General features: G+C 39.2%; 25 protein-coding genes. 3 read left to right on the top strand and 22 right to left on the bottom strand.

The window, feature by feature from the left end; genetic code table 11:
* Nucleotides 1-160 precede the first annotated feature (160 nt).
* Genes nrdF through nrdH form a run of 4 tightly spaced genes read right to left on the bottom strand, consistent with a single transcriptional unit; the run spans nt 161 to nt 3,950 of the window.
* Entirely contained in the window at nt 161-1,129 is a 969-nt protein-coding gene (gene nrdF / locus HMPREF0693_RS13715; protein WP_004247427.1) for a class 1b ribonucleoside-diphosphate reductase subunit beta, read from the bottom strand.
* 25 nt (nt 1,130-1,154) lie between these two features.
* Nucleotides 1,155-3,281 carry a class 1b ribonucleoside-diphosphate reductase subunit alpha gene (gene nrdE, locus HMPREF0693_RS13710; protein ID WP_004252248.1) on the bottom strand — a complete coding sequence of 709 codons (2,127 nt, stop codon included), beginning with the start codon at nt 3,279-3,281 and terminating at the stop codon, nt 1,155-1,157.
* 28 nt (nt 3,282-3,309) lie between these two features.
* Entirely contained in the window at nt 3,310-3,714 is a 405-nt protein-coding gene (gene nrdI, locus HMPREF0693_RS13705; protein ID WP_004246072.1) for a class Ib ribonucleoside-diphosphate reductase assembly flavoprotein NrdI, read from the bottom strand.
* A gap of 11 nt (nt 3,715-3,725) precedes the next feature.
* Nucleotides 3,726-3,950: a glutaredoxin-like protein NrdH gene (nrdH, locus tag HMPREF0693_RS13700; RefSeq protein WP_004246071.1), complete on the bottom strand. Its 225-nt coding sequence runs from the start codon at nt 3,948-3,950 to the stop codon at nt 3,726-3,728.
* A 281-nt stretch (nt 3,951-4,231) separates the two neighbouring features.
* On the opposite strand from nrdH, the gene HMPREF0693_RS13695 reads away from it, so the two are divergent.
* Nucleotides 4,232-4,705 carry a methylated-DNA--[protein]-cysteine S-methyltransferase gene (locus HMPREF0693_RS13695; protein WP_004246069.1) on the top strand — a complete coding sequence of 158 codons (474 nt, stop codon included), beginning with the start codon at nt 4,232-4,234 and terminating at the stop codon, nt 4,703-4,705.
* Between the two features lie 197 nt (nt 4,706-4,902).
* Nucleotides 4,903-5,112, top strand: a complete 210-nt coding sequence (gene cspE, locus HMPREF0693_RS13690; protein ID WP_004246068.1) for a transcription antiterminator/RNA stability regulator CspE — start codon at nt 4,903-4,905, stop codon at nt 5,110-5,112.
* Between the two features lie 302 nt (nt 5,113-5,414).
* Here cspE and HMPREF0693_RS13685 read toward each other — a convergent pair whose 3' ends face one another.
* The 11 genes from HMPREF0693_RS13685 to rsfS all read right to left on the bottom strand — a co-directional run bounded on the left by HMPREF0693_RS13685 (nt 5,415) and on the right by rsfS (nt 15,590).
* Nucleotides 5,415-5,903 carry a hypothetical protein gene (locus HMPREF0693_RS13685; protein ID WP_004246061.1) on the bottom strand — a complete coding sequence of 163 codons (489 nt, stop codon included), beginning with the start codon at nt 5,901-5,903 and terminating at the stop codon, nt 5,415-5,417.
* 608 nt (nt 5,904-6,511) lie between these two features.
* On the bottom strand, nt 6,512-6,886 hold the full coding sequence (crcB, locus tag HMPREF0693_RS13680; RefSeq protein WP_004246058.1) for a fluoride efflux transporter CrcB: 375 nt from the start codon (nt 6,884-6,886) through the stop codon (nt 6,512-6,514).
* A gap of 15 nt (nt 6,887-6,901) precedes the next feature.
* Nucleotides 6,902-7,867 (bottom strand): lipoyl synthase, encoded by a 966-nt coding sequence (lipA, locus tag HMPREF0693_RS13675; protein WP_004246057.1) that lies wholly within the window; start codon nt 7,865-7,867, stop codon nt 6,902-6,904.
* 101 nt (nt 7,868-7,968) lie between these two features.
* A complete protein-coding gene (gene lipB, locus HMPREF0693_RS13670) occupies nt 7,969-8,613 on the bottom strand; it encodes a lipoyl(octanoyl) transferase LipB (RefSeq protein ID WP_004246056.1) in 645 nt (214 codons plus the stop codon).
* A gap of 351 nt (nt 8,614-8,964) precedes the next feature.
* Nucleotides 8,965-9,228, bottom strand: a complete 264-nt coding sequence (ybeD, locus tag HMPREF0693_RS13665; protein ID WP_026090527.1) for a DUF493 family protein YbeD — start codon at nt 9,226-9,228, stop codon at nt 8,965-8,967.
* Between the two features lie 198 nt (nt 9,229-9,426).
* On the bottom strand, nt 9,427-10,638 hold the full coding sequence (gene dacA, locus HMPREF0693_RS13660; RefSeq protein WP_004246054.1) for a D-alanyl-D-alanine carboxypeptidase DacA: 1,212 nt from the start codon (nt 10,636-10,638) through the stop codon (nt 9,427-9,429).
* A gap of 126 nt (nt 10,639-10,764) precedes the next feature.
* A complete protein-coding gene (gene rlpA / locus HMPREF0693_RS13655; protein WP_004246053.1) occupies nt 10,765-11,730 on the bottom strand; it encodes an endolytic peptidoglycan transglycosylase RlpA in 966 nt (321 codons plus the stop codon).
* Between the two features lie 10 nt (nt 11,731-11,740).
* A complete protein-coding gene (mrdB, locus tag HMPREF0693_RS13650; protein WP_004246052.1) occupies nt 11,741-12,853 on the bottom strand; it encodes a peptidoglycan glycosyltransferase MrdB in 1,113 nt (370 codons plus the stop codon).
* A 4-nt stretch (nt 12,854-12,857) separates the two neighbouring features.
* The gene (gene mrdA, locus HMPREF0693_RS13645) at nt 12,858-14,753 is read right to left on the bottom strand and encodes a peptidoglycan DD-transpeptidase MrdA (protein WP_004246051.1); all 1,896 of its coding nucleotides are present in this window, start codon (nt 14,751-14,753) and stop codon (nt 12,858-12,860) included.
* A gap of 37 nt (nt 14,754-14,790) precedes the next feature.
* The gene (rlmH, locus tag HMPREF0693_RS13640) at nt 14,791-15,261 is read right to left on the bottom strand and encodes a 23S rRNA (pseudouridine(1915)-N(3))-methyltransferase RlmH (protein ID WP_004246050.1); all 471 of its coding nucleotides are present in this window, start codon (nt 15,259-15,261) and stop codon (nt 14,791-14,793) included.
* Between the two features lie 2 nt (nt 15,262-15,263).
* Nucleotides 15,264-15,590: a ribosome silencing factor gene (rsfS, locus tag HMPREF0693_RS13635; protein WP_004246049.1), complete on the bottom strand. Its 327-nt coding sequence runs from the start codon at nt 15,588-15,590 to the stop codon at nt 15,264-15,266.
* 390 nt (nt 15,591-15,980) lie between these two features.
* Here rsfS and HMPREF0693_RS13630 point away from each other — a divergent pair, with 390 nt between their 5' ends.
* Nucleotides 15,981-16,736 carry a YbgA family protein gene (locus HMPREF0693_RS13630; RefSeq protein ID WP_004246048.1) on the top strand — a complete coding sequence of 252 codons (756 nt, stop codon included), beginning with the start codon at nt 15,981-15,983 and terminating at the stop codon, nt 16,734-16,736.
* Nucleotides 16,737-16,749: 13 nt separating this feature from the next.
* Here HMPREF0693_RS13630 and nadD read toward each other — a convergent pair whose 3' ends face one another.
* The 7 genes from nadD to HMPREF0693_RS13595 form a co-directional block, all read right to left on the bottom strand.
* The gene (nadD, locus tag HMPREF0693_RS13625) at nt 16,750-17,421 is read right to left on the bottom strand and encodes a nicotinate-nucleotide adenylyltransferase (protein ID WP_004246047.1); all 672 of its coding nucleotides are present in this window, start codon (nt 17,419-17,421) and stop codon (nt 16,750-16,752) included.
* Nucleotides 17,414-18,448 carry a DNA polymerase III subunit delta gene (gene holA / locus HMPREF0693_RS13620; RefSeq protein ID WP_004246046.1) on the bottom strand — a complete coding sequence of 345 codons (1,035 nt, stop codon included), beginning with the start codon at nt 18,446-18,448 and terminating at the stop codon, nt 17,414-17,416. The genes nadD and holA overlap by 8 nt, the downstream gene beginning before the upstream one ends.
* The gene (lptE, locus tag HMPREF0693_RS13615) at nt 18,445-18,993 is read right to left on the bottom strand and encodes an LPS assembly lipoprotein LptE (RefSeq protein WP_004246045.1); all 549 of its coding nucleotides are present in this window, start codon (nt 18,991-18,993) and stop codon (nt 18,445-18,447) included. Before lptE ends, holA begins: the two co-directional genes overlap by 4 nt.
* A gap of 12 nt (nt 18,994-19,005) precedes the next feature.
* Complete coding sequence (leuS, locus tag HMPREF0693_RS13610) at nt 19,006-21,588, bottom strand: leucine--tRNA ligase (RefSeq protein ID WP_004246044.1); 2,583 nt, start codon at nt 21,586-21,588, stop codon at nt 19,006-19,008.
* Between the two features lie 359 nt (nt 21,589-21,947).
* On the bottom strand, nt 21,948-22,673 hold the full coding sequence (locus HMPREF0693_RS13605; RefSeq protein WP_004246043.1) for an amino acid ABC transporter ATP-binding protein: 726 nt from the start codon (nt 22,671-22,673) through the stop codon (nt 21,948-21,950).
* Nucleotides 22,674-23,348, bottom strand: coding sequence for a glutamate/aspartate ABC transporter permease GltK (gene gltK, locus HMPREF0693_RS13600; RefSeq protein WP_004246042.1), 675 nt, complete (start codon nt 23,346-23,348; stop codon nt 22,674-22,676).
* Nucleotides 23,348-24,088, bottom strand: coding sequence for an amino acid ABC transporter permease (locus HMPREF0693_RS13595; RefSeq protein ID WP_004247440.1), 741 nt, complete (start codon nt 24,086-24,088; stop codon nt 23,348-23,350). Before HMPREF0693_RS13595 ends, gltK begins: the two co-directional genes overlap by 1 nt.
* Nucleotides 24,089-24,169 lie beyond the last annotated feature (81 nt).

The following is a 24,169-nucleotide window of genomic DNA, read 5'->3' as shown; positions in this document are numbered from 1 at the left end:
ATAATTCTGGTTAATGGGACGGTAAAAATTACACAATAAGGTTGTTTTTCAAGCAAATAAAAAGGCACTAAAAAATAAGTTTTATTTTTCAGTGCATTATATTAATTGATTAATTCATAATTAATATGAATGTATTCTATTTTTTACTGTAGAGGGTTAGCTAGAAATCCCAGTCATCATCTTCGGTATTGATCGTTTTACCAATAACATAAGAAGAGCCTGAGCCAGAAAAGAAATCATGATTTTCATTTGCATCTGGCGATAGTGATGAAAGTATTGCTGGACTAACATTAGTTATTTCATCTGGAAATAGTGCTTCATAACCTAAATTCATCAGCGCTTTATTCGCATTATAATGAAGGAATTTTTTTACATCTTCTGTCCAACCGACAGAGTCGTAGAGATCTTCTGTATATTTAACTTCATTATCATATAAATCTAATAATAATGAGAAAGCAAAGTCTTTAATATCTTGTTTCTCTAATGATGATTTATTTAATAACTGATTTTGGAATTTATAGCCAATATAATAACCATGCACAGCTTCGTCACGAATAATTAAACGAATTAAGTCGGCTGTATTGGTTAATTTCCCTCGACTTGACCAATACATTGGTAAATAAAATCCAGAATAGAATAAAAAAGACTCTAAAAATACACTGGCAATTTTTTTCTTTAATGGATCACTATCTTGATAATAACGCAGAATAATATCTGATTTCTTTTGCAAATAGGTATTTTCTTCACTCCAACGATAAGCATCATCAACATCTGTTGTTAAGCAGAGTGTCGAAAATATCGAGCTATAAGAGCGAGCATGTACCGCTTCCATAAAACAGATATTCGATAATACCGCCTCTTCATGGGGAGTCTGAGCATCAGGCATTAAGGTTGGTGCCCCGACCGTATTTTGTATCGTATCGAGCAGTGTAAGCCCTGTAAATACACGGATAGTCAACTGTTTTTCAGCTTGGGTTAAGGTATTCCATGAAGGTATATCATTAGAAAGTGGAATTTTTTCGGGTAACCAAAAATTCATGGTTAAACGGTTCCAAACTTCTAAATCTTTTTCATCTTCAATACGATTCCAATTTATCGCATTAACACGACTTAAATAAGATGCAGACATAGTAACACTTTCCTTATCATTATTATTAAAGGGCGCATGAAACACAGCCTTTTATTTCTGTGCCGGCTAATGCTGTTTGTCTAATACGAATGTAATACAAGGTCTTTATACCTTTACGCCATGCATAAATTTGTGCTTTATTAACATCCCTTGTGGTTGCTTCATCAGAAAAGAATAATGTTAGCGACAATCCTTGGTCGATATGTTGTGATGCTTGGGCATAGGTATCGATAATTTTTTCTGCGCCAATTTCATAAGCATCTTGATAAAAATGACGGTTTTCATTGGTCATAAAAGGGGCGGGGTAATAAACCCGACCGATTTTACCTTCTTTTCTTATTTCAATCGGTGCCACAATGGGGTGAATACTCGATGTAGAGTGATTGATATAAGAGATTGATCCTGTTGGTGGTATTGCTTGTAAGTTTTGATTATAAATACCGTGAGTCATAATCGAGAGCTTAAGTTTTTGCCAATCTTCTTGGGTTGGAATATGAATATTGGATTGGCTAAATAGCTGGTGGACTTTTTGGGTTTTAGGTAACCACTGTTTTGATAAATATTTATCAAAATACTCCCCAGTGGCATATTTTGACTGTTCAAACCCTTTAAAGCGCTGTTTAGTCTCTATCGCTAATTGGTTAGAGGCTAAAAGGGCATAGTATGTTACGGTATAGAAATAGATATTGGTAAAATCAAGTCCTTCTTCTGAACCATAATAAATCCCTTCACGGGCTAAATAACCATGTAAGTTCATTTGCCCTAAGCCAATGGCATGAGATGCTTGGTTGCCTTTTTCAATAGAAGGTACTGATTCTATTTTAGTCATTTGTGCCACACTCGTCAGTGCTCTGATGGCAACATTTACGGTATGCGCAAAATCTGGTGAGTCCATCGCCATGGCGATATTCATTGATCCGAGATTACAGCTAATATCATGACCAATTTGTCGATAACTTAAATCAGGATTGTATTCACTGGCACTATTTACTTGTAAGATTTCTGAGCATAAATTGCTCATATTAATTCGGCCCGCAATCGGATTTGCGCGATTGACGGTATCTTCAAACATAATATAGGGATAACCTGATTCAAATTGAATTTCAGCTAAAGTTTGAAAAAATGCCCGTGCTTTAATTTTTTTCTTACGTATCTCTGCATTGTTGACCATTTCAGTATATTTTTCGCTAATACTGATTTCTGACATAGGAACGCCATATACTCGTTCTACATCATAAGGTGAAAATAGATACATATCTTCGTTGCGTTTAGCTAATTCAAAGGTAATGTCGGGAATAACGACACCTAATGAAAGCGTCTTAATACGTATTTTTTCATCAGCATTTTCTCGTTTTGTATCTAGAAAATGATAGATATCAGGATGATGAGCATGGAGATAAACCGCTCCAGCACCTTGTCTTGCGCCTAATTGATTGGCATATGAGAAGGCATCTTCAAGCATTTTCATCACCGGTACTACGCCAGACGATTGGTTTTCAATGCGTTTTATGGGGGCTCCTGCTTCTCGTAAATTAGTCAGTAAGAAAGCAACACCTCCGCCACGTTTCGACAATTGCAACGCAGAATTGACTGCTCGGCCAATGGACTCCATGTTGTCTTCGATACGTAATAAAAAACAAGAGACCAATTCGCCACGCTGTTTTTTTCCACAATTTAAGAAAGTAGGGGTTGCAGGCTGGAAACGGCCACTAATTATCTCATCGACAAGGTGAGTGGCGAGTTTGGTATTCCCCTGTGCTAGGGTTAAGGCAACCATACAAACACGATCTTCATAGCGTTCGAGATAACGCTCACCATCAAAGGTTTTTAAGGTGTAACTGGTGTAGTATTTAAATGCACCTAGGAACGATTGAAAGCGAAATTTTTTGCTATAGGCATGCTTAAAAAGCTGTTTGATAAACGGGAAATCGTACTGCTCTAATACTTGTGCTTCGTAGTAGTGTTGTTGCACCAGAAAATCGAGCTTTTCTTTTAGATCATGAAAAAACACCGTATTTTGATTAACGTGTTGACGAAAAAAATGGTGGGTGGCTAATTTGTCTTTATCAAACTGGATATTGCCTTGCTCATCATAGAGATTGAGCATGGCATTTAAGGCGTGATAATCGAGTTGTTCTATAGAGTGGGTCATATTTTTTATCTCATTCACTTTTTAGTCATTATTTGCTAGCTGACCAAAATGTGCTTAATCCGGTTTTTACACGTTTAACATCTTCAGGCGTACCAAGTAACTCAAAACGATAGAGAAAAGGGACTTGGCATTTTTGTGCAATAATGTCACCTGCTAAGCCGTAAGCAGAGCCAAAATTGGTATTTCCTGAAGCAATAACACCGCGTATTAATTGGCGATTTTCAGGAATATTTAAAAACTGGATCACCGCTTTAGGCACTGCGCCTTTAACGCCACCGCCACCATAAGTTGGGCAGAGCAACACAAAAGGTTGTGTGGCTTGTAGTGGTTCATCCTCTTTTATCCTTGTCGCTTGTAGATTAAGTTTTTGTACGAAGCGGTGACAATTTTCTGAGCGACTAGAGAAATAAATTAAAGGGGCAGTCGATTGCATAAGTTGCTCCTTTAGCGCGCTATTTGACGAATTTTATCTGGGCAGAAGCCAGACCAATGTTCGTCACCATTAACGACAACTGGTACTTGGCGATATCCCATAGAAACTATTTTTGCTAATGCTTGAGTGTCTTGGGTGAGATCAACCGCAGTGAAAGGAATTTTTTGTTGTTGTAATGCGCGCTCGGTTGCACTGCATTGAACACAATTTGGTTTGGTATAGAGGATCACAGACATAGAATAACCCTTATAAAAATGTGAATGTGTCTGCTCACAGTCACAATGAAAAGTACTTAAATACTATATATAGGTTTATTCTTTTTCAACCACACTAGATATGGTGTTTTTTATTTTTGATAATGATTATTATTAAAATTAAGCAGTTAGCAGATTTATTTTATTTTCTTATCGCTCATTTGAGCAATTTTTATTAGGTATAGTAGAAAATTAGATGATTGATTTACTTACAAAGCATGTTTTAATCTTGATGATACAGACAAATCAATAGAGAACACATTATGTACCAAGATTATCTCAATACGCCGAAAGGTTTTCCAAAGCCTTATATATCCATTACTGCAGATGATGATGGCATCACCAGCCTTAACTTTGTTAGTGAAAAAGAGGCGTTAGTTAATTCAAATGCCATAATTGACCTGTGTATAAAACAGTTAAAAGAGTATTTTTCGGGTAAACGCACCCTATTTTCAGTGCCACTAGCGCCTAAAGGAACCGAATTTCAAATACGCGTTTGGCAGACTTTACAGTCTATTCCTTATGGTGAAATTTGGAGTTATAAAAAGTTGGCACTTACATTAGGTTCCGTCAACTATTGCAGAGCGGTAGGAATGGCAAATTCACGTAACCCAATCTCGTTAATTATTCCTTGCCATCGCGTCATTGGTCATAATGGTAAGTTAGTAGGCTATACTGGGGGACTTGATATCAAACGTTGGCTATTACACTATGAAAAAGTGGATATTGACGAATAGTTTATATTGTAAGTATTAAGCACTATTTCTTAAGTGATTAATGGCTTAAGTTATGGGATTTGTCTGAATAATAATCGTTTAACAGAAAAAAAATACGCGTTTCGTGATCTAGACTGTGGACAGCGAATCATCATTTTTGTTTTACTATAGCCAACGCAAAACGCTTGCGTTTATTTTCTATTTTAAAGGTAAACTTGATGTCTAAATTAAAAGGTAACGTTAAGTGGTTTAACGAAACTAAAGGTTTTGGTTTTATCACTCCAGAAGATGGCAGTAAAGATGTGTTCGTCCACTTTTCCGCTATTGTTTCAGAAGGTTTTAAAACACTTGCTGAAGGTCAAAAGGTAGAGTTTGAAGTTACTGACGGCGCGAAAGGGCCATCTGCTGCAAACGTTGTCGCTATCTAATTAACGACTTCTCCAAAAGTAAAAAACGTTTTTGAAATGACCCCCAATAGTTGGACAACCAATTATTGGGGGTCTTTTTATGTCAAATACAGGGGGGATTTAAACATCATCATTGCCAATCAATGGTCAGCGGGTGAAGCATTTCAGACACTTTCTGAACAGTATTTATTAAAATAAATTAAAACTATTTTACTAAAAGCTGACTATCTTGTTCTGCCTTCTTTTTAGCCTGCTGAAAACGAAGAAGTAACTCATTTTTCTGGACTTTAATAGCGTTATAGTCAACATTGTCGTTTGTCTTTTTAGATATTTGTTTGTATAACAAAATAAGCCTCCTCAACGTAAACATTTAAATTTTTCGATTCAGCGTACTTATTAATTAATCGAATATAAACTCTTCTGAGCTCTTCACTGTATGCTTGGAAAGTCAAAATATCTATTTTTTCAGTTTGTGCTATCAAAAGAATAATGTCAATGAGTGTTATGTAAAGATACCGAGTTTCTGATGATGTCAAATTAATTGAATCTGGCGGTTTATCAAACATATCACAATTTTGATAGTTTTCAGTCTCTATATTATAAAAACTAACAACACTAATAGTTAAATTTTTTATATTTTCGGCATATAACTTATTAATTAATGAATGATAATTTTCATCTCGGCAAAAAATAAGCCTGTAAATAACACTCCTTTTCCTATTATTGGAAAAAATAAATTTAATATCTATATATTTAAAGATATCAAAACCAATAAGCTCATCATGTAAAATGTAATGTGAATGGTGAGGCATTTAATTTCTCATTATTATAAAAATAATTGAATTAATTTAATAACAATTAAATCATCAAGATACCAACAAAAAATTTCATTTATTAGATATAAAACCCTCATCAAAAACAATAATAAAAAACCTAAAAATAACAAAAATTGAAAATAGATAATAATAAATTAAACTGTTTTCTTAAAAATACTATTTGAAATACTCTAATAGTTGGACAACCCATTATTGGGGGTCTTTTTATGTCAAATACAGGGGGGATTTAAACATCATCATTGCTACTTAGGGTGACTATGCTTGCCACACTGCATAACTCTCGCTCGTTTTGATGATGAAAAAAGACTTGAGAAATTTAAAGAGGAGCTTGCGTATCTAGCTGCGGGATAAATACCGTGGTTGAAAGTTTTTTAAATTATTAAAATCAAGAATACATCATAGCTATCATTTCAAAATATCAATGAATGTATTGATAAAATTGGCTAATTTATTGAGTAATACCACCGGGAACAAAATCAAATTAAAAGGCCTGACATTGGTTGAATATTAAGTTCAGGCCTTATAAATCGCTTAACTAAAAGAGTACAACTTTATGATTAACGGTTTTTATCTTGTTAAAGAGACTACATTTCACGGAGTAGCCAGAATGCGAATGCCGTCATCAGAAACGAGCCCGCTAAGTTTGCCCCCATGGTGCCTAATGCCCAGCCTATTCGTCCTTCATTAAATAAGGCGACCACCTCAACGGAAAAAGTAGAAAAGGTGGTTAAGCCACCACAAAAACCTGTGGTAAGCATGATTTTCCAAATAGGATCAATATTGGGAGCCTTACTAAACCAAGCAATGCCAAAGGCGATAATAAAGGCACCAATACAGTTAGCGACCAAGGTCCCCGTTGCAAAATGGGGAAAAAGAGAATTGAGGCGGTAGCTAATTAGCCAGCGTAGTACGCTACCTAAACCACCGCCGATAAATACAGCTATTGCAATGTTAAGCATAAGAGAGATTAATCGTTATTTAACCTCAATCCCTTGAGCTTGAAGATCAGCATGATAAGACGAACGAACAAATGGTCCACAAGCGGCGTGGGTAAAGCCCATTGCTAATGCTTGCTCTTTCATATATTCAAACTCGTCAGGACTGACGTAGCGTTGAACAGGAAGATGGTGACGACTGGGTTGTAAATATTGCCCTAATGTCAGCATCGTTACACCATGTTTACGCAGATCGCGCATCACGTCAATAATTTCTTCATTTGTTTCACCTAAACCGACCATTAACCCCGATTTAGTTGGAATATTTGGGTGGGCTTGTTTAAAGCGTTCTAGTAACGTTAGAGACCATTGATAGTTCGCACCAGGACGCACTTGACGATAAACACGAGGTACGTTTTCTAAATTGTGGTTAAAGACGTCTGGTGGTGTGTCAGTGAGGATCTCTAATGCTTTATCCATACGACCACGGAAATCAGGGACTAAAGTTTCGATGCGAATATTAGGATTTTTTTCACGGATAGCGGTAATACAATCGGCAAAATGTTGTGCACCACCATCGCGTAGGTCATCGCGATCTACTGAGGTGATAACAACATAACGTAATCCCATATCTTTTATCGTTTGGGCTAATTTAATTGGCTCTTGGGGATCGGGTGCGTTAGGACGACCATGAGCAACGTCGCAAAATGGGCAACGACGCGTACAGATTGCCCCTAAGATCATAAAGGTTGCGGTACCGTGGTTAAAACATTCTGCAAGATTAGGGCATGAAGCCTCTTCACAAACAGAATGCAGGCCATTTTTACGCATGGCCGCTTTAATACCTTGAATTTTACTTGAATCTGCGGGCAACTTTATTTTCATCCACTCAGGTTTGCGTAGCAGTTCTTCACGTTCTGTAACGATTGTTTTAACAGGAATAAGTGCCATTTTATCGGCGTCACGATATTTTACGCCGCGTTCCATCTGAATAGGTTTACTCATAATTGTGCCAGTTCCAGTTATCTAGGGTGATTAACACGATGTGACTGAGGTAATCAAGGTTTTAAAAAAAAATGATAAATGTTAAAAAAATTATAGCATTTTTATTGCTGTGGTTGGAATCCCAGTTGTGTACAAAAATGGTTGATTAATAATGATGCCACTTGTTCCGATGTTGCATTCGGCGCCAAATCAACCAGTTGTGTCATTTTTAGATCAGGATAACCACAAGGATTTATTCGCGTAAAAGGAGATAAGTCCATATCAACATTAAGTGCTAGACCGTGAAAAGAGCAACCTTTGCGTATACGTAATCCCAAAGAGCAAATTTTATCACCATTAACATACACGCCCGGTGCATCTGCACGAGCATATGCGTCTACATTAAATTCTGCGAGTGTGTTGATCACAGTATTCTCTAAAACAGTGACTAATTGGCGAACGCCAATATGGTTACGTTTTAGATCAAGCAAAACATACATCACTTGTTGGCCAGGGCCGTGGTAGGTCACTTGTCCACCTCGGTCAGATTGGATCACCGGTATAGAGCCTGTGTTTAAAAGGTGTTCTGCTTTACCCGCTTGACCTTGGGTAAAAACCTGTTCATGTTGAACCAGCCATATTTCATCAGGTGTATGACTTTCCCGTTTTTCCGTAAACTGATGCATAGAATCAGAAACCGGTAAATAGGGTTTCATACCCAATTGGCGAATAATGATTGTTTTATCTTGCACCGTGAAAATCTTCATTTGTAGCGTAATTGTGAAAGGCAGTATAACGCTCCAACAAATGAACTACCAGAATGAGATGAGATTATTGCTTCAGTTTGTGTTTGATAAAGGAATATTGATAAAAAAACGACGTAGTGAGAAGGGGGATAGATGTGATTAACCAAGCAGTGCTTAATTGGCGATTAACCCCAATTAGGCTTTTATTTAAGTGAGACTTACTAAATCTAGGTGACAAATCAATAACGAAATAATAAGAATTAATATAAGAAGTAAGGTGAAAGAGAAAGATAAAGAGAAGATACTGCGTAATATTGCTTCTTAAGTACGTCTAATGCCCCCTAATAGGGTAAGGGGGCAAATAGAAAAAAATTATAACACCATGCGAACAAGCTCTAATTCACCTAACTCTTTATAGAGGGTTTCTACTTGTTCAATATGCGTTGCGTTGATAGTCACAGAGACTGAGTGATAGTTACCTTTGCTACTTGGTTTTACTGAAGGTGTATAATCACCGGGTGCATGACGCTGGATCACTTCAACGACTTGGTCAACTAATTCGGGTTTAGCATGACCCATGACTTTGTAAGTAAATGAGCAAGGGAACTCTAATAGTTCGTTTAATTTTGTTTTCATCATAATGTAATCCTTAAGACAACAGGCGATGTTGTTTTAATAATCTCTTTTACACCTCATCAGCACAAATAAAAAGCGCATTCCTCCTATAATGAGGAATGCGATACTGATAGTTAGGGTAAATATAGAATGGGTAAATGTGTTTATTCCAATATCGATATAATCTTTATATATGGACACATTTATCCTTTTCAAGCCTTAACCAAACCAACGTGAAAATAATAATTTGATGTAATCAATCAAGCGGCTGAAAATGCCACCTTCTTTCACTTCATTCATAACAACAAGTGGACGTTGTTCAATGACTTGCCCATCAAGTTGGAAATTAATGGTGCCAACCACTTGGTTTTTACTGACTGGCGCATGTAATTCAACATTATCTAATACATAACTGGCCTTTAGATCTTTGAGTCGGCCACGGGGGATCGTGAGATAAACATCTTTATCAACCCCTAATTGCACTTTATCAGTATCACCATACCAGATAGGTTCAGCGGCAAACTCTTTACCCACCTGCAGCGGTTTTACCGTTTCAAAGAAGCGAAAACCCCAAGTAAGTAGTTTTTTACTTTCAGCATCACGGCCTTTAGATGAGTGTCCACCCATCACGGCAGAAATCAAGCGCATATTTCCTTCTGTTGCAGAGGCAACAAGATTATAACCCGCAGCTTCAGTATGACCTGTTTTAATACCATCAACATTGAGGCTAGTATCCCAAAGTAACCCATTACGGTTAGTTTGACGGATATTATTGTAGGTAAACTCTTTTTCTTTATAAATGGCATATTCTTCTGGAACATCACGAATTAATGCGGCGCCAATCAATGCCATATCTCGTGCACTACTGTATTGCCCAGGTGCATCTAAACCATGTACAGTTTGAAATTGTGTGTTTTGTAAACCTAGACGCTTAACATAGTCATTCATCATAGTGACAAAGGTATCTTGGCTTCCCGCAACATAAGAGGCCATTGCTACACAGGCATCATTACCTGATTGTAGATTGATACCGCGTGTTAATTGTGAAACGGTGACTTTATCACCGGGTTTTAAAAACATTAATGATGAGCCGCGAAATACAGGGTTGCCCGTTGCCCATGCTTCTTCACCAATAGGAACAATATCGTTGTTCGATATTTTTCCTGCACGAATGGCTTGACCTATAACATAACTGGTCATCATTTTGGTTAAACTGGCTGGATCACGACGGACATCTGCGTTTTTTTCCGCGAGGACTTTCCCAGAATTATAGTCGATAAGAATATAGGATTCGGCTTCGATATTAGGAACAGCGGGTATCATTGTTTTTAATGTGTCATCAGCAATAGCATGATGGCTAATAGCTAATAAAATAAAGGTTGCACTAAATAGACGTGTTCTTAGTAATTTCACTGGGCGTGTCTGTTTCATTCTGTTTGTCTGTTCCGGAAATTCAGGGAAAATAAATAAAAGTTGATAAGAAAAATATCAGCAAACTCAGGTGATTCTATGCCTGAATTTGCTTTTAGAAAAAGAGTTTTTACGAATTATTACCCTTTATTGGCTAACAATAAACCCATCGATATTTTTACTTTGTTTCAAAGCACTTTTTATTGTTTCGGCTTGCGTTTTTGATGAGTAGGGGCCTAATTGCACTTTATGTAGTCCATCAGTTGTATTAATGACACCTTGGGTATTTAAAGCATTGGTTAATTCAGATAACCATGTTTGTGCATTAGTTTGATTACTTAAAGCACCTACTTGTACATAGTATCCTTGCGCTATTGCGCTAGATGAAGATACTGGCTGTGGAGCTGGAGCTGGAGCTGGAGCTGGAGCTGGAGCTGGAGCTGGAGCTGGTTGAGTCACTGTTATGGGAGACGGTGCTGTTACAGAGGGTTGGGGAGCCATTGTCGATGGCTGAGTATTAAAGTTAGGACGCTCAGGTAATGTAGTGGCTCTTTTCTCTATTTGTGCACCTTGAGTACCAATACCACTTATTTGGCCATTTTGATCAACGACAATACCTTCAATTTGAATAGGGGTTGTTGGCATTAACTGCAAACTGTTATAAACAGCAGGTGTAACCTGTATTTGTTTGCCTTCAACGTAAGGGCCACGATCGTTAATTCGCACAATCATTGTGCGTCCATTGATTAAGTTTGTTATTTTCGCATAACTTGGAATAGGCAATGTTGGGTGTGCCGCAGCAAACTCATAAGGGTTGACTCGTTCACCTATGGTTGTTAAGCGACTCATTGCTAAGCTGTCGTAAACAATCGCTTGTCCTCGTTCACTAAAGTTCGCCGGATCTTTGACTATGCGATAAATTACCCCATTTTTACGATAATCTTGATTCGCAGTCGGGTGATAAGGCTCATAACGAGGCTCTATACCTAATACGGGTTGTGTAGGTACATTTGGCAACCTTGTGGTTGGCTGATTATTATTCACAGGTTTATCAGCAACACATCCTGCAAGTAGCAATGCACTGACACCCATCAAAACCCATTGCAAACGCATAGAAACCTCATTATAAACTTTTTGATAATAGTTTTCGGTGTGTATGAATTGACATAACAATGCCAAATCCTGCCATTAGTACAATTAATGCCGATCCCCCATAGCTTACCAGTGGTAATGGCACGCCGACTACTGGGAGGATCCCACTCACCATACCAATATTGACGAAAACATAAACAAAGAAGATCAGCATTAATCCACCAATCATGACTCTGCCAAATGTATTTTGTGCTTTTGTCGCGAGATAAAGACCTCGAGCAATTAAGAGTATATAGAGCGTTAGTAGGATTAAAACACCAATCAGTCCTAATTCTTCTGCGAGTACGGCAAAAATAAAGTCGGTATGGCGCTCTGGTAAAAATTCAAGTTGAGACTGAGTCCCTTGTAACCAACCTTTGCCATGTAATCCACCAGAACCGATAGCAATTTTAGATTGGATAATGTGATATCCGGCTCCTAAGGGGTCAATTTCAGGATCAAGTAACATCATGACCCGTGTTCGTTGGTAATCATGCATCAAGAAAAACCAGAGTATCGGAATAAATCCAGCAATTAATAGTGTTGCGACAGTAATCAAACGCCAACTCATACCGGCAAGGAAGATAACAAAAATTCCTGAAGCAGCAATTAAAATAGAGGTACCCAAATCAGGTTGTGCTGCCACTAAAAGGGTGGGAACGAAGATCAACACTAAGGCTATTGCTGTGTTACGTAATGTTGGCGGGCAAACATCACGGTTCATAAAGCGAGCGACCATTAGAGGAACGGCAATTTTGGCAATTTCAGAAGGCTGAAAACGTATGATACCTAAATCAAGCCAGCGTTGTGCACCTTTACTAATTTGCCCAAAGACATCAACAAAAATAAGTAATACAACACAAAATACGTAAAGGTGAGGAGCCCAGTTTTCATACACCCGTGGAGGGATCTGCGCCATGATAATCATAACGATAAAACCCGTAGCAATTTGTCCCAGCTTGCGTTCCATCATATCGGGATCTTGCCCACTTGCTGTCCACATAATAAATGCGCTATAGCATAATAAGGCAATAATACAGAGCATAAAGAATGGATCGATATGTAAACGCGTCCAGAGTGATTTTTTCTTGTTATTTTCTGTCATTGGGTTATTCCTCTGAGCCACGCGGTGAAGGCGGGGAAATAGGCAACTCGGTGTTGTTGTCTCCAAGTATAATGTGATCAAGTATTTGGCGAGTAATATCCCCAACAGATGGGCCAGCACCACCATTTTCTAAAATTATAGAGACGGCAACGGTAGGGTTTTCATAAGGCGCAAAAGCAATCATTAATTTATGATCACGAAGATGTTCTGCTAATTGGCTAGCATTATAGGTTTCATAACTAAATACCTGTGCTGTACCTGATTTTGCAGCAATCTTATAAGGAGCATCAGCAAAGCTACGTCGCCCTGTACCATTGGGTAGATTGGCAACACCATACATACCGTACTTCGCTAACTCCCAATAACCGGAGTTGATATCGCCAATTTGGCGTGTCTCTTTATCCACGTAAGGTAGCATTTCATTACCTAACTTGGTGCCATAAAGTAAGTGAGGGGTTTTAACCTGACCATCGTTAATTAAGGTCATTAACGCTTTTGACATTTGGATTGGGGTCGCCGTCCAGTAACCTTGACCTATACCAACAGGGATGGTATCCCCTTGATACCAAGGTTTTTTATATCGTTGTTGTTTCCATTCTCGGGTTGGCATAATGCCATTACGCTCTTCAGACAGGTCAATCCCCGTGTATTCACCATAGCCAAAGCGAGACATCCATGTGGAAATACGATCAATACCCATATCATAGGCAACTTGATAGAAGAAGGTATCTGCTGACTCAATAATGGATTTAGTAACATTGAGTTTTCCATGTCCCCAACGTTTCCAGTCACGATAGCGTTTTTCAGAGCCGGGCAGTTGCCACCAGCCCGGATCATGGATAGTTGTGTTAGGAGTAATAACCCCTTCACTTAGGGCTGCAACAGACATAAAGGGTTTAACCGTTGATGCCGGAGGATAGAGCCCTTGGGTTGCCCGGTTTATTAATGGTCTATCGGGATTATTAAGTAGGCCTTGATAGTCTGTATTAGATATTCCCCCAACAAATAGGTTAGGGTCATAACTTGGATTAGAAACCAGTGCTAATATCTCGCCGTTACGAGGATCTGTGACGACCACAGCCGCTCGGCTAGTGGTTAATAGCGTTTCAATATAGGTTTGTAATTCAAGATCGATAGTTAGGTAGATATCTTTACCGGCTTGTGGTGGTTGCTCATGCAATTGGCGGATCACACGGCCACGGCTATTAACTTCGACCTCTTCATAACCGGTTTTACCATGCAAAACAGATTCATAATAGCGTTCAATACCTAATTTACCGATATCTCGGGTTGCTGCGTAATTAGGATAGAGCCCTTCTTTTTCAAGACGTTCTACATCTTTATCATTAATTTTTGCAACATAACCAATAACATGAGTAAGGGCTGAACCATAAGGGTAATAGCGACGTTGATAGCCTTTGATTTCTAATCCGGGATAGCGATATTGATTAATGGCAAAACGTGCCACTTGCACTTGGTCAAGTGACGTTTTAAGCGGAATAGAACTAAAACGACGAGAGCGTTTTCGCTCTTTTTCAAATGCAGCAATATCGTCGTCAGTTAAATCAACGACCTCTCGTAAACTCTCCAATGTTTCTTGGATATTAGCCACTTTCTCCGGTACGATTTCTAATTGATAGATAGTACGATTTAGGGCAAGTGGAACCCCATTACGATCGTAAATAATGCCTCGGCTCGGTGGGATGGGAACTAATTTGATCCGGTTATCATTCGAGCGAGTTTGATAATCATCGTGGCGAGCGACTTGTAAGTGATACAAGTTAAAAACTAAGATGCCCGTTAAAACTAAGATCCCTGAAAATGCGACAATAACACGGCGGATAAAGAGTTTTGACTCCGCTGTATAATCTCGAAACGGGGTGCGTTTTCTTTTCTTCATCCCATTAGTTGATTTCACTTACTTACCCGCCAATTTATTATTCCCGATGATAAGGATGGTTTGTGGTAATACTCCATGCACGGTAAAGGCTTTCTGCTACCACTACACGTACTAGCGGATGTGGCATAGTTAATGGAGATAAAGACCAACTTTGTTCTGCAGCTGCTTTACAAGCGGGGGCTAAACCTTCAGGGCCACCAATTAATAAGCTGACATTTCTTCCATCTAACTTCCAGCGATCGAGTTGCTCGGCAAGTTTTGGGGTATCCCAACGGGCGCCAGGAATATCAAGGGTGACGATACGATTTCCTTTACCTACCGCTGCTAACATCTGTTCGCCTTCTTTTTCGAGAATACGCTTAATATCAGCATTTTTCCCTCGTTTACCCGCGGGGATCTCGATGAGTTCTAAGGGCATATCTTTGGGAAAGCGGTTAAGATAATCCATAAAGCCGGTCTGGATCCAGTCCGGCATTTTTGTACCAACGGCGATGAGCTGTAATTTCAAACTCAGCTCCAGAGTTTTTCGAGTTCGTACATACGGCGACTGTCTTCTTGCATTACGTGTACCATGGCTTCACCAAGGTCAACAACAATCCAATCAGAAACGCCTTGTCCTTCGATGCCTAAAGGTTGTAATCCTGCTTCACGACAGTCATCAACCAGATTATCGGCGACAGACATTAAGTGTCTGTTTGAAGTTCCCGTACAGATGATCATGTAATCAGTGACACTTGATTTTCCACGAACATCTAATGCGATAATGTCTTGAGCTTTAGAATCCTCAAGTTTATCAATAATAAATTGCTGTAATTCTGAGCCTTGCAAAAGGGTCACCTTTTTCTATTTAGTTAACTCAATCGAGAAAATAACAAAGCGCTATTTTAAAGGAATTTATACCAATAAATCTATTTTACTCGATGATTTATTCCAGTTGTCGATAGCAAAAACATCTATCAAGTATGGTTGCTATTCGACGCTTGATTTAGAAAAATTCATATATGCCTATTTATTGCGCCATAATAAATAATAAAAGCCGGCAGATAAGAACTTTCCAATTAGACGACAGTTTTACTCCACAGTTCCCTTAATAGGAACCGAGGGTGAGAATAACAGTAAAACAATGTCTGTCAATGCTCGTGAAATACCTGATAACGGTATCATCACGTCAATGATTGTATCATTATACGGTGTAATGTTGAGATAGTGACTAAGAGAAACAGACGAATGAAAGAAAATTATTATTATTTGGAGCAAACTTCAGAAATAGCGAGTAACAAAAACGCATTGTTACAGGCAGATTGGCAACGATTTTGTCAATTGTTATGCTATGAAGGCATTGAAATTAAACAAAATAATGATGAAAAACGACAAAATAAGGCAGTGATTTGTCGGGTTAAAATGAAAGGGGAATATTCATCAACCTTATTCACGCAGATTTTGGGGGAAGGAGAGTTACAATTAACCCTTGAACAATTTTCTCAACCTAGTGGATTGGAACATTTTCTGACACAGTTTTTTGCCTTAATTGATTATCAACAGCAGGTAAATGCTAAGTTGAGCAAAAAAGCACTGATCCAATTTCATAGTCGATATAAATATTTGTTAATGGCTTATTCTCAAGTCGCTTATCGAGAATTGGGGCGTTATATGGCCAATATCCCTAATTCGCTACCGCTGTTACAATTTGCCGAGCAGTATCAAAAGGCCTTAATGAAAGCACTGTCAATACCAGCAACTCGAGAAGGGCATACCAATGCATTAATGCATATGGCGGGATATTTTAAGCGAGCACTTAGCGCAGAGCAAAAACAGTTGTTAACACAAGAGATTTTATCTTATCGGCAAGGAAAAACGAGTCTTTCGGCTCCTTTGTCACGGTTGAAAAACTACTTGGCGTTTTATCCTGATAATTATCTACTTTCTCAACGCTATTTTTCACCTTATCCAGCGGTATTTGATGACTTAAGAGCGCAATTTTAATCTCTAAGATCTGTTATCGATACAACTGATGCTGTTTGATATAGTTTTCAACAGACTCAGGCAGAAGATCATGACAATCTAATCCTGCTTTATGTCTAGCCCTAATATCGGTCGCTGAAATATTGTATAAAGGAGTATCAGCAAGAAAAATTTTCCCGGCGGGTAAACAGTGAATATCTGCTTGCTGTTTGGTTTGATGTTGTTCAAGCCAGGTTTGCATTTGTGGTGATGTAAATGTGGTTTGGTAACCCGGGCGAGCGCAAACCAATAAGTGACACACATCTAACAACTCTTCCCATTTATGCCAAGTATCAATTGAAAGTAATGAATCTTGTCCAATAATAAAGGCTAATGGCTGTTTCTCACCAATTTCTTGTCTAAACGCTTTTAATGTCTCAATGGTATAAGAGGGAGTCGGTTTCTCTAACTCTCGAGTGTCGACTTTGAAAGCACTAAAAGGTTGTAATGCGAGCCGCACCATGGCTAATCGCTGTTGTGAAGAGGCTTCTGGTTGGGGGCGATGAGGGGGAATATTATTAGGCAACCAAATCACTTCTTTTAGCCCTATCAAGCCAGAAAGGGCTTCTACAGGACGTAAATGCCCATAATGGATCGGATCAAAAGTACCACCATATAGAGCAATGGCTTGATGAATTAAAGGGGAGTTATTATTGGTGCTAGCCATGGCGAATAAATCCTTCCGGTAATGCTTTTCCACATAATAATAAGCCAAGGGCATGAAGTTCAGGCCAAACGTTTTGTCCGTGATCCTGTTTAAGGGTTATTTCAATCTGGGTAAGTAATCGCATGGCAGTGAGTAATTGATGCTCTGACAAACGTTGTAACGCGGCGGTAAATATCGGACGTCGGTTTTGCCATATCCGATGTTGATCGAAAACGGATTTTAAGGAGGCCGTTTTAGCGCTACGATGTAAGGTAATTAATTGCATTAATTCGCGTTGCAATGTTCTAAGCAGAATAACGGGTTCAGTATCCTCTCTTTTTAGTTGCTGCAAGATATGCCATGCCCGTTGGGTTTTGCCTGCTAATAATGCATCAATCCAATGATAAGCAGTAAAATGAGAGGCATCATTGACAGCCGCTTCAACTCTTGGCAGGGTTAATTTACCATCAGGATAGAGCAAACAGAGGCGTTCAATTGCTTGAGCTAAAGCGAGTAAATTTCCTTCATAGCAGTAACACAGTAATTGATTACCTTGTTCATCAAGCTCAAGGCCTTTTTGCTTGGCGCGTCTCGCTACCCAATTTGGTAATTTATCTAACTCAGGGGTTAAGCAAGTCACATAAATACCTTGCTGGCTGAGTGTTTTAAACCATTCGCTATTTTCCTGTGCCTTGGTTAATTTATGTCCACGTAAAATTAACAAGAGATCTTCATGCAATTCGTGAGATAAGCGTAAAAGCTTTTCTGACATTGCCGCATTAGGACCATTTTCAGGAAGATGGAGTAAGATAGATTGCTTTTGTGAAAAAAGACTCAGTGACTGGCAGAGTGAATATATTTCATTCCAATCAGTGCTGTTATCAAGGGTAAATTGATAATGTTCCGTAAAGCCTTGTGATTTTGCCACCGTTTGAATGGCATCTTGAGACTCTTGGAGTAATAGCGGTTCATTACCCCAAAGTAGGTAACTTTGGCGCAACCCCTCTTGGAGTTGCGCATTAAGTTGTTCTGGATAAAGGCGGATCATTTGGCTGGTGAGATTATCTGTTTCGCTTTAGCTGCCTCTGACGCTTTTTGGCGTTCAGCATTGTGAACCACCAATAATTTACGTACTAAGATAGCGGTAGCCTGTTCACGCATTTCCTGTTTGATAATATCATTTTCGGCATCTTTAGCTAATGCTTCTAATGGGTTATCAAAGAATGGACGTGAAACCTGTGATGAAATAGGGTAGATAGTTCCATCAGGCATAATCACTTGTGCATCTAGGACAAAAGTGAGCTGACGTTCAGCCGATTTACCGTCTTGATACACAGAGACAGTCTCTTTATTTTCTGAAGATCCAACAATTTTGAGAACAGGAATATCTGCTTTTGGCGTTTCAACCAGCTGAACTCCACTTAATCTCAATTGTTGACGCATTACACGAGACAGTGGCCCGTATGGGTCACCAGAGCTTAGGTAAAGCGTTTTTAATTCAGCTGGAACTTGGGTTTTACCTTGTAGGTGAAAACCGCAGCCAGCGGTGACCAACACCGCTAACGCAAAAAACAGCGAAAATAGATATCGCACTAAGCCTCCTTATCAGCCAACAACGATGTTCAGTAATTTGCCCGGTACATAAATCACTTTACGTACGGTGACATTTTCTAAATATTTAGCAACACTGTACTCTTTTGTTGCCATTTCCTGAACATAATCTTTTTCTGAATTAGCAGGAACAGTGATACGACCACGTACTTTACCATTAACTTGAACAATAATAAGTTTCGTATCATCGACCATCGCTTCTTCATCAGCAACAGGCCATGGTGCAACATCAATATCCTCTTTACCACCTAACGCTTGCCACATAACAAAACAAGCATGTGGAATGATAGGAGAAAGCATACGTACCACCGCTTCTAATGCTTCTTGCATTAAAGCACGATCTTGCTCCGTCTCTTGTGGTGCACGGGTTAATTTATTCATTAACTCCATAATCGCAGCAATAGCCGTATTGAATGCTAAGCGGCGACCTACATCATCAGAAACTTTGGCGATAGTTTTGTGTAAATCGCGACGTAAGTCTTTTTGCTCTGTGGTTAATGTTGCCAAATCAAGTGATTGAGTCGTTCCTTTTTCGGTATGCTCATGAACTAAACGCCATAAACGACGTAAGAAACGGTTCGCACCTTCAACACTTGATTCTTGCCACTCAAGTGTTAATTCTGGTGGTGCAGCAAACATCATAAATAGACGTACGGTATCAGCACCATAACGCTCAACCATGGTTTGTGGGTCGATGCCGTTATTTTTTGATTTAGACATTTTGCTCATACCAGCGTAAGTCAGTTCATGGCCTGCACTGTCAGTTGCTTTGATGATGCGATTTTTTTCATCACGTTCAACAATCGCTTCTGCAGGAGAGACCCAATGGCGAGCGCCATCTTCACCGGTATAATAAAATGCATCTGCTAATACCATGCCTTGGCACAGTAAGCGTTTAGCAGGTTCATCAGAATTAACTAAACCAGCATCACGCATCAATTTATGGAAGAAACGGAAATACATCAGGTGCATGATAGCGTGTTCAATACCACCAATGTACCAGTCAACCGGTAACCAATAGTTAGCAGCTTTTGGATCTAACATTCCCTTGTCGTAATCAGGGCAGGTATAACGTGCGTAATACCAAGAAGATTCCATAAAGGTATCAAAAGTATCTGTTTCACGTAGCGCTGGTTGACCATTAATCGTTGTTTTAGCCCACTCAGGATCCGCTTTAATTGGACTGGTAATGCCGTCCATTTTCACATCTTCTGGTAAAATAACCGGTAATTGGTCATCAGGAACTGGAACAACGGTACCATCTTCTAAGGTCGCCATTGGAATTGGCGCACCCCAATAACGTTGACGAGAAACACCCCAGTCACGTAAACGGTAATTCACTTTACGTTCACCCACACCCATTGCAGTAAGTTTATCTGCAATAGCATTAAAACCAGCTTGGTTATCAAGTCCTGAGAATTCACCAGAGTTAATCAGGCTATTTTTCTCAGTCAGAGCGCCTGTTGATAAGTCAGGTTGGTTACCTTCTGCATCAGCAATAACCGCTTTAATCGGCAAACCATATTTAGTGGCAAATTCCCAGTCGCGTTCATCGTGGCCTGGAACGGCCATAACTGCACCTGTACCGTATTCCATTAGGACAAAGTTGGCTACCCAAATAGCGACTTTCTCTTGGGTTAATGGATGAATAGCATACAGACCTGTAGCAATACCTTTTTTCTCCATGGTTGCCATTTCAGCTTCTGCCATCTTCATGTTACGGCATTCATCAATGAAGTGCTGAATTTCAGGATTATTTTGAGCGGCTTTTTGAGCTAATGGATGACCGGCGGCCACAGCAACATAAGTGACACCCATAAAGGTATCTGGACGTGTGGTATATACGGTCATGGTATCGTCGCTATCTGCGACATCAAAGGTAATTTCTACACCTTCAGACCGGCCAATCCAGTTACGTTGCATGGTTTTAACTTGTTCTGGCCATTCATCTAACGTATCTAAGTCGTTTAACAGCTCTTCAGCATAATCGGTGATTTTAATAAACCACTGTGGAATTTCTTTGCGCTCGACAGGGGTGTCGCAACGCCAGCAACAACCATCGATGACTTGTTCGTTAGCCAGTACGGTTAAGTCGTGTGGGCACCAGTTTACAGCAGAGGTTTTTTTATACACTAAACCTTTTTCATACAGCTTAGTGAAAAACCACTGTTCCCAACGATAATATTCTGGTGTACAGGTGGTGACTTCACGATCCCAATCATAACCAAAGCCCAGTTTTTTTAACTGGCCTTTCATATAATTGATATTTTCATAAGTCCACGGTGCAGGTGCAGTGTTATTTTTTACGGCAGCACCTTCTGCAGGTAAACCAAACGCATCCCAACCAATAGGTTGTAAGACGTTTTTACCCAACATACGTTGATAACGGGAAATCACGTCACCAATGGTGTAGTTACGGACGTGTCCCATGTGTAGTCGACCAGAAGGATAAGGTAGCATTGACAGGCAGTAATATTTTTCTTTGTTATTATCTTCTGTCACTTTAAATGTATTGTTCTTTTCCCAGTGTTCCTGGATAGTTTGCTCTATATCTTCGGGACGATATTGTTCTTGCATGGCACCGATAATCCTATGGTGAATTAATGGCTACCGAAGGGTAACCGCTATGATGAATTAAGACTTGCATAGCATAGCTGATTTTGTCTAATAGCCACAACTATTGATCTCAAGGAAAGCCATTGTTTGCATAACTTTTTTGCCACAATGGCGAGATAGCGCGAAAACAGCATTTTTTTGTTAATGATAAATGCAAGATTTTCAAGCGGTTAGCCTAATTATTGCAATAAAAATGAATTAATTGCTACTGTGTTGCGTCATCAAAGGTTGATGATTATTTTTAGCGATATTTTGCTGGCATGTAATAATTCATGCCAGCAAAGGGGAAAAGTGAGTGGGATGAAAAAGAAAATTGAAGATTAATGTAAGATTTTAGCTAGGAAATCTTTAGCCCTTTCTGATTTAGGATTATCAAAGAAGTCATTTTTCGGGCTATCTTCGACAATACGACCTTCATCCATAAAAATAATACGGTCAGCAACTTTTTTAGCAAAGCCCATTTCGTGTGTAACCACCATCATGGTCATGCCTTCATTAGCCAGCTCAACCATAACATCAAGAACTTCATTAATCATTTCAGGATCAAGTGCGGATGTGGGTTCATCAAATAGCATCGCAATAGGATCCATACATAAAGCACGAGCAATAGCAACGCGTTGTTGTTGACCACCAGAAAGTTGAGCAGGGTATTTATTAGCGTGGTTGGCTAAGCCTACGCGCTCTAATAATTTTAGCCCTTTCTCTTTTGCTGCACCTTTCTCTCTATTAAGGACTTTCACTTGCGCTAGTGTAAGATTTTCAATAATGGAAAGGTGAGGAAATAATTCAAAGTGTTGAAACACCATACCAACTTTGGCTCGTAACTTAGCTAAATCAGTTCGTTTATCATTGACTTTTATATCATTTACTAGGATTTCACCTTGTTGTATAGGCTCTAAACCATTAACGGTTTTGATAAGCGTCGATTTACCTGATCCTGAAGGTCCACAGACAACAACAACTTCCCCCTTTTTCACTTCAGTGGAACAATCTGTCAGTACTTGAAACTGACCATACCATTTGGATACATCTTTTAGGGAAATCATCTAAGTAGTCCTTTTTTTAAGAAAGTTCACTAACATTGAAGCGGAGAAACTAATTATAAAGTAGACAAAACCAGCAAAAAGGATCATTTCAACCTGTGTGCCATCACGCTCACCAATATTTGCCGCTGTTCGGAAAAAATCGGTCAGACTTAATACATACACGAGTGAGGTATCTTGAAATAAAACGATACCTTGTGTGAGCAATAAAGGGATCATGGCACGAAATGCTTGAGGTAAAATCACTAAACGCATCGTTTGTGATTTTGTCATTCCTAAAGCTAAGGATGCTGAAAACTGGCCTTTACTGATACTTTGTATACCTGCTCTGATGATTTCAGAGTAATAAGCAGCTTCAAATAGAGAGAACGCTACCATTGCTGAAATTAAACGGATATCACTTTTTGGTGAAAGGCCTAGAACATTTTGTAATATGTTAGGCACAATTAAATAGAACCACAGTAATACCATCACTAAAGGAATAGAACGAAAGGTATTAACGTAAGCGGCCGCAAACCAACTGATGGGCTTAAAAGTAGATAAGCGCATCACTGCAAGTATTGTTCCCCATAAAATACCGATAACAATTGCTGTTATGGTGATTTTTAAAGTAATGACCATGCCATCCATTAAAAAAGGTAGGCTAGGAACAACAGAACTCCAGTCAAACTCGTACATTATTGACCTCCTGCTGTGCCAGGTAAACGCACCCGTTTTTCTAACCAGTGCATAATCAACATAATAATGACGTTAATAAAGACATAGGCTAGCGTGATAGCGGTAAAGGATTCATAAGCTTTAGCTGAATAATCTAATAATTTATTCGCTTGCGCAGCCATATCAATCAGGCCAATCGTTGAGGCGATTGCAGAGTTTTTGACTAAGTTCAGCATTTCAGAGGTCATTGGCGGAATAATGACGCGATAAGCATTAGGTAATAAAACATAGCGGTAGGTTTGTGGCAGTGTTAAGCCTAGTGCTAAGCCTGCTGCTTTTTGTCCTCTTGGTAATGAATTGATTGCCGCCCGCACCTGTTCACACATGCGCGCTGCGGTAAACAAACCTAAACAGAGTGCTGAAGAGACAAAGAATTGGATATTCGGCGTTAAGTCCATTTTGAACCAATCACCAATAGCTTGTGGTAAGAGTTCAGGGATCACTAAATACCATGTGAAGAATTGTACAATCAGGGGGACGTTACGAAATAGTTCAACATAGATAGCCCCTAAACTAGAGAGCAAGCGATTAGGTACGGTTCGTAAAATACCAAAAAAAGAGCCGACAATAAAAGCAATGATCCAAGCACAAAGAGATAAAGCGACAGTAACTTGAAAGCCTGAAATAAGCCAACCTAAGTAAGTGGTATTTCCAAAAGGGGCTTCTTGGAAGAATATCCCCCAATCCCAATCAATCGACATGATTTCACCTCCGGTGAAAAAAATGGGGCAGGGAACGGCTGCCCCAAACTTCACTGATCTGTCTGTCCAACAGATACTTTA

The organism is Proteus mirabilis ATCC 29906, assembly GCF_000160755.1.
GTDB classification, from domain to species: Bacteria; Pseudomonadota; Gammaproteobacteria; order Enterobacterales; family Enterobacteriaceae; genus Proteus; species Proteus mirabilis.
This window is presented reverse-complemented; position numbering and strand designations above follow the sequence as displayed.

Coding starts and splice junctions, on each gene's coding strand:
- nrdH (WP_004246071.1), bottom strand. CDS start 3,950: ATGTCTGTGATCCTCTATACCAAACCAAATTGTGTTCAATGCAGTGCA.
- HMPREF0693_RS13605 (WP_004246043.1), bottom strand. CDS start 22,673: ATGATTTCCCTAAAAGATGTATCCAAATGGTATGGTCAGTTTCAAGTA.
- leuS (WP_004246044.1), bottom strand. CDS start 21,588: ATGCAAGAACAATATCGTCCCGAAGATATAGAGCAAACTATCCAGGAA.
- lipA (WP_004246057.1), bottom strand. CDS start 7,867: ATGAGTAAACCTATTCAGATGGAACGCGGCGTAAAATATCGTGACGCC.
- rlpA (WP_004246053.1), bottom strand. CDS start 11,730: ATGCGTTTGCAATGGGTTTTGATGGGTGTCAGTGCATTGCTACTTGCA.
- gltK (WP_004246042.1), bottom strand. CDS start 23,348: ATGTACGAGTTTGACTGGAGTTCTGTTGTTCCTAGCCTACCTTTTTTA.
- nrdF (WP_004247427.1), bottom strand. CDS start 1,129: ATGTCTGCATCTTATTTAAGTCGTGTTAATGCGATAAATTGGAATCGT.
- cspE (WP_004246068.1), top strand. CDS start 4,903: ATGTCTAAATTAAAAGGTAACGTTAAGTGGTTTAACGAAACTAAAGGT.
- HMPREF0693_RS13685 (WP_004246061.1), bottom strand. CDS start 5,903: ATGCCTCACCATTCACATTACATTTTACATGATGAGCTTATTGGTTTT.
- nadD (WP_004246047.1), bottom strand. CDS start 17,421: ATGGCTAGCACCAATAATAACTCCCCTTTAATTCATCAAGCCATTGCT.
- nrdI (WP_004246072.1), bottom strand. CDS start 3,714: ATGCAATCGACTGCCCCTTTAATTTATTTCTCTAGTCGCTCAGAAAAT.
- lipB (WP_004246056.1), bottom strand. CDS start 8,613: ATGAAGATTTTCACGGTGCAAGATAAAACAATCATTATTCGCCAATTG.
- mrdB (WP_004246052.1), bottom strand. CDS start 12,853: ATGACAGAAAATAACAAGAAAAAATCACTCTGGACGCGTTTACATATC.
- holA (WP_004246046.1), bottom strand. CDS start 18,448: ATGATCCGCCTTTATCCAGAACAACTTAATGCGCAACTCCAAGAGGGG.
- HMPREF0693_RS13695 (WP_004246069.1), top strand. CDS start 4,232: ATGTACCAAGATTATCTCAATACGCCGAAAGGTTTTCCAAAGCCTTAT.
- ybeD (WP_026090527.1), bottom strand. CDS start 9,228: ATGAAAACAAAATTAAACGAACTATTAGAGTTCCCTTGCTCATTTACT.
- mrdA (WP_004246051.1), bottom strand. CDS start 14,753: ATGAAGAAAAGAAAACGCACCCCGTTTCGAGATTATACAGCGGAGTCA.
- nrdE (WP_004252248.1), bottom strand. CDS start 3,281: ATGACCCACTCTATAGAACAACTCGATTATCACGCCTTAAATGCCATG.
- crcB (WP_004246058.1), bottom strand. CDS start 6,886: ATGCTTAACATTGCAATAGCTGTATTTATCGGCGGTGGTTTAGGTAGC.
- dacA (WP_004246054.1), bottom strand. CDS start 10,638: ATGAAACAGACACGCCCAGTGAAATTACTAAGAACACGTCTATTTAGT.
- HMPREF0693_RS13630 (WP_004246048.1), top strand. CDS start 15,981: ATGAAAGAAAATTATTATTATTTGGAGCAAACTTCAGAAATAGCGAGT.
- HMPREF0693_RS13595 (WP_004247440.1), bottom strand. CDS start 24,088: ATGTCGATTGATTGGGATTGGGGGATATTCTTCCAAGAAGCCCCTTTT.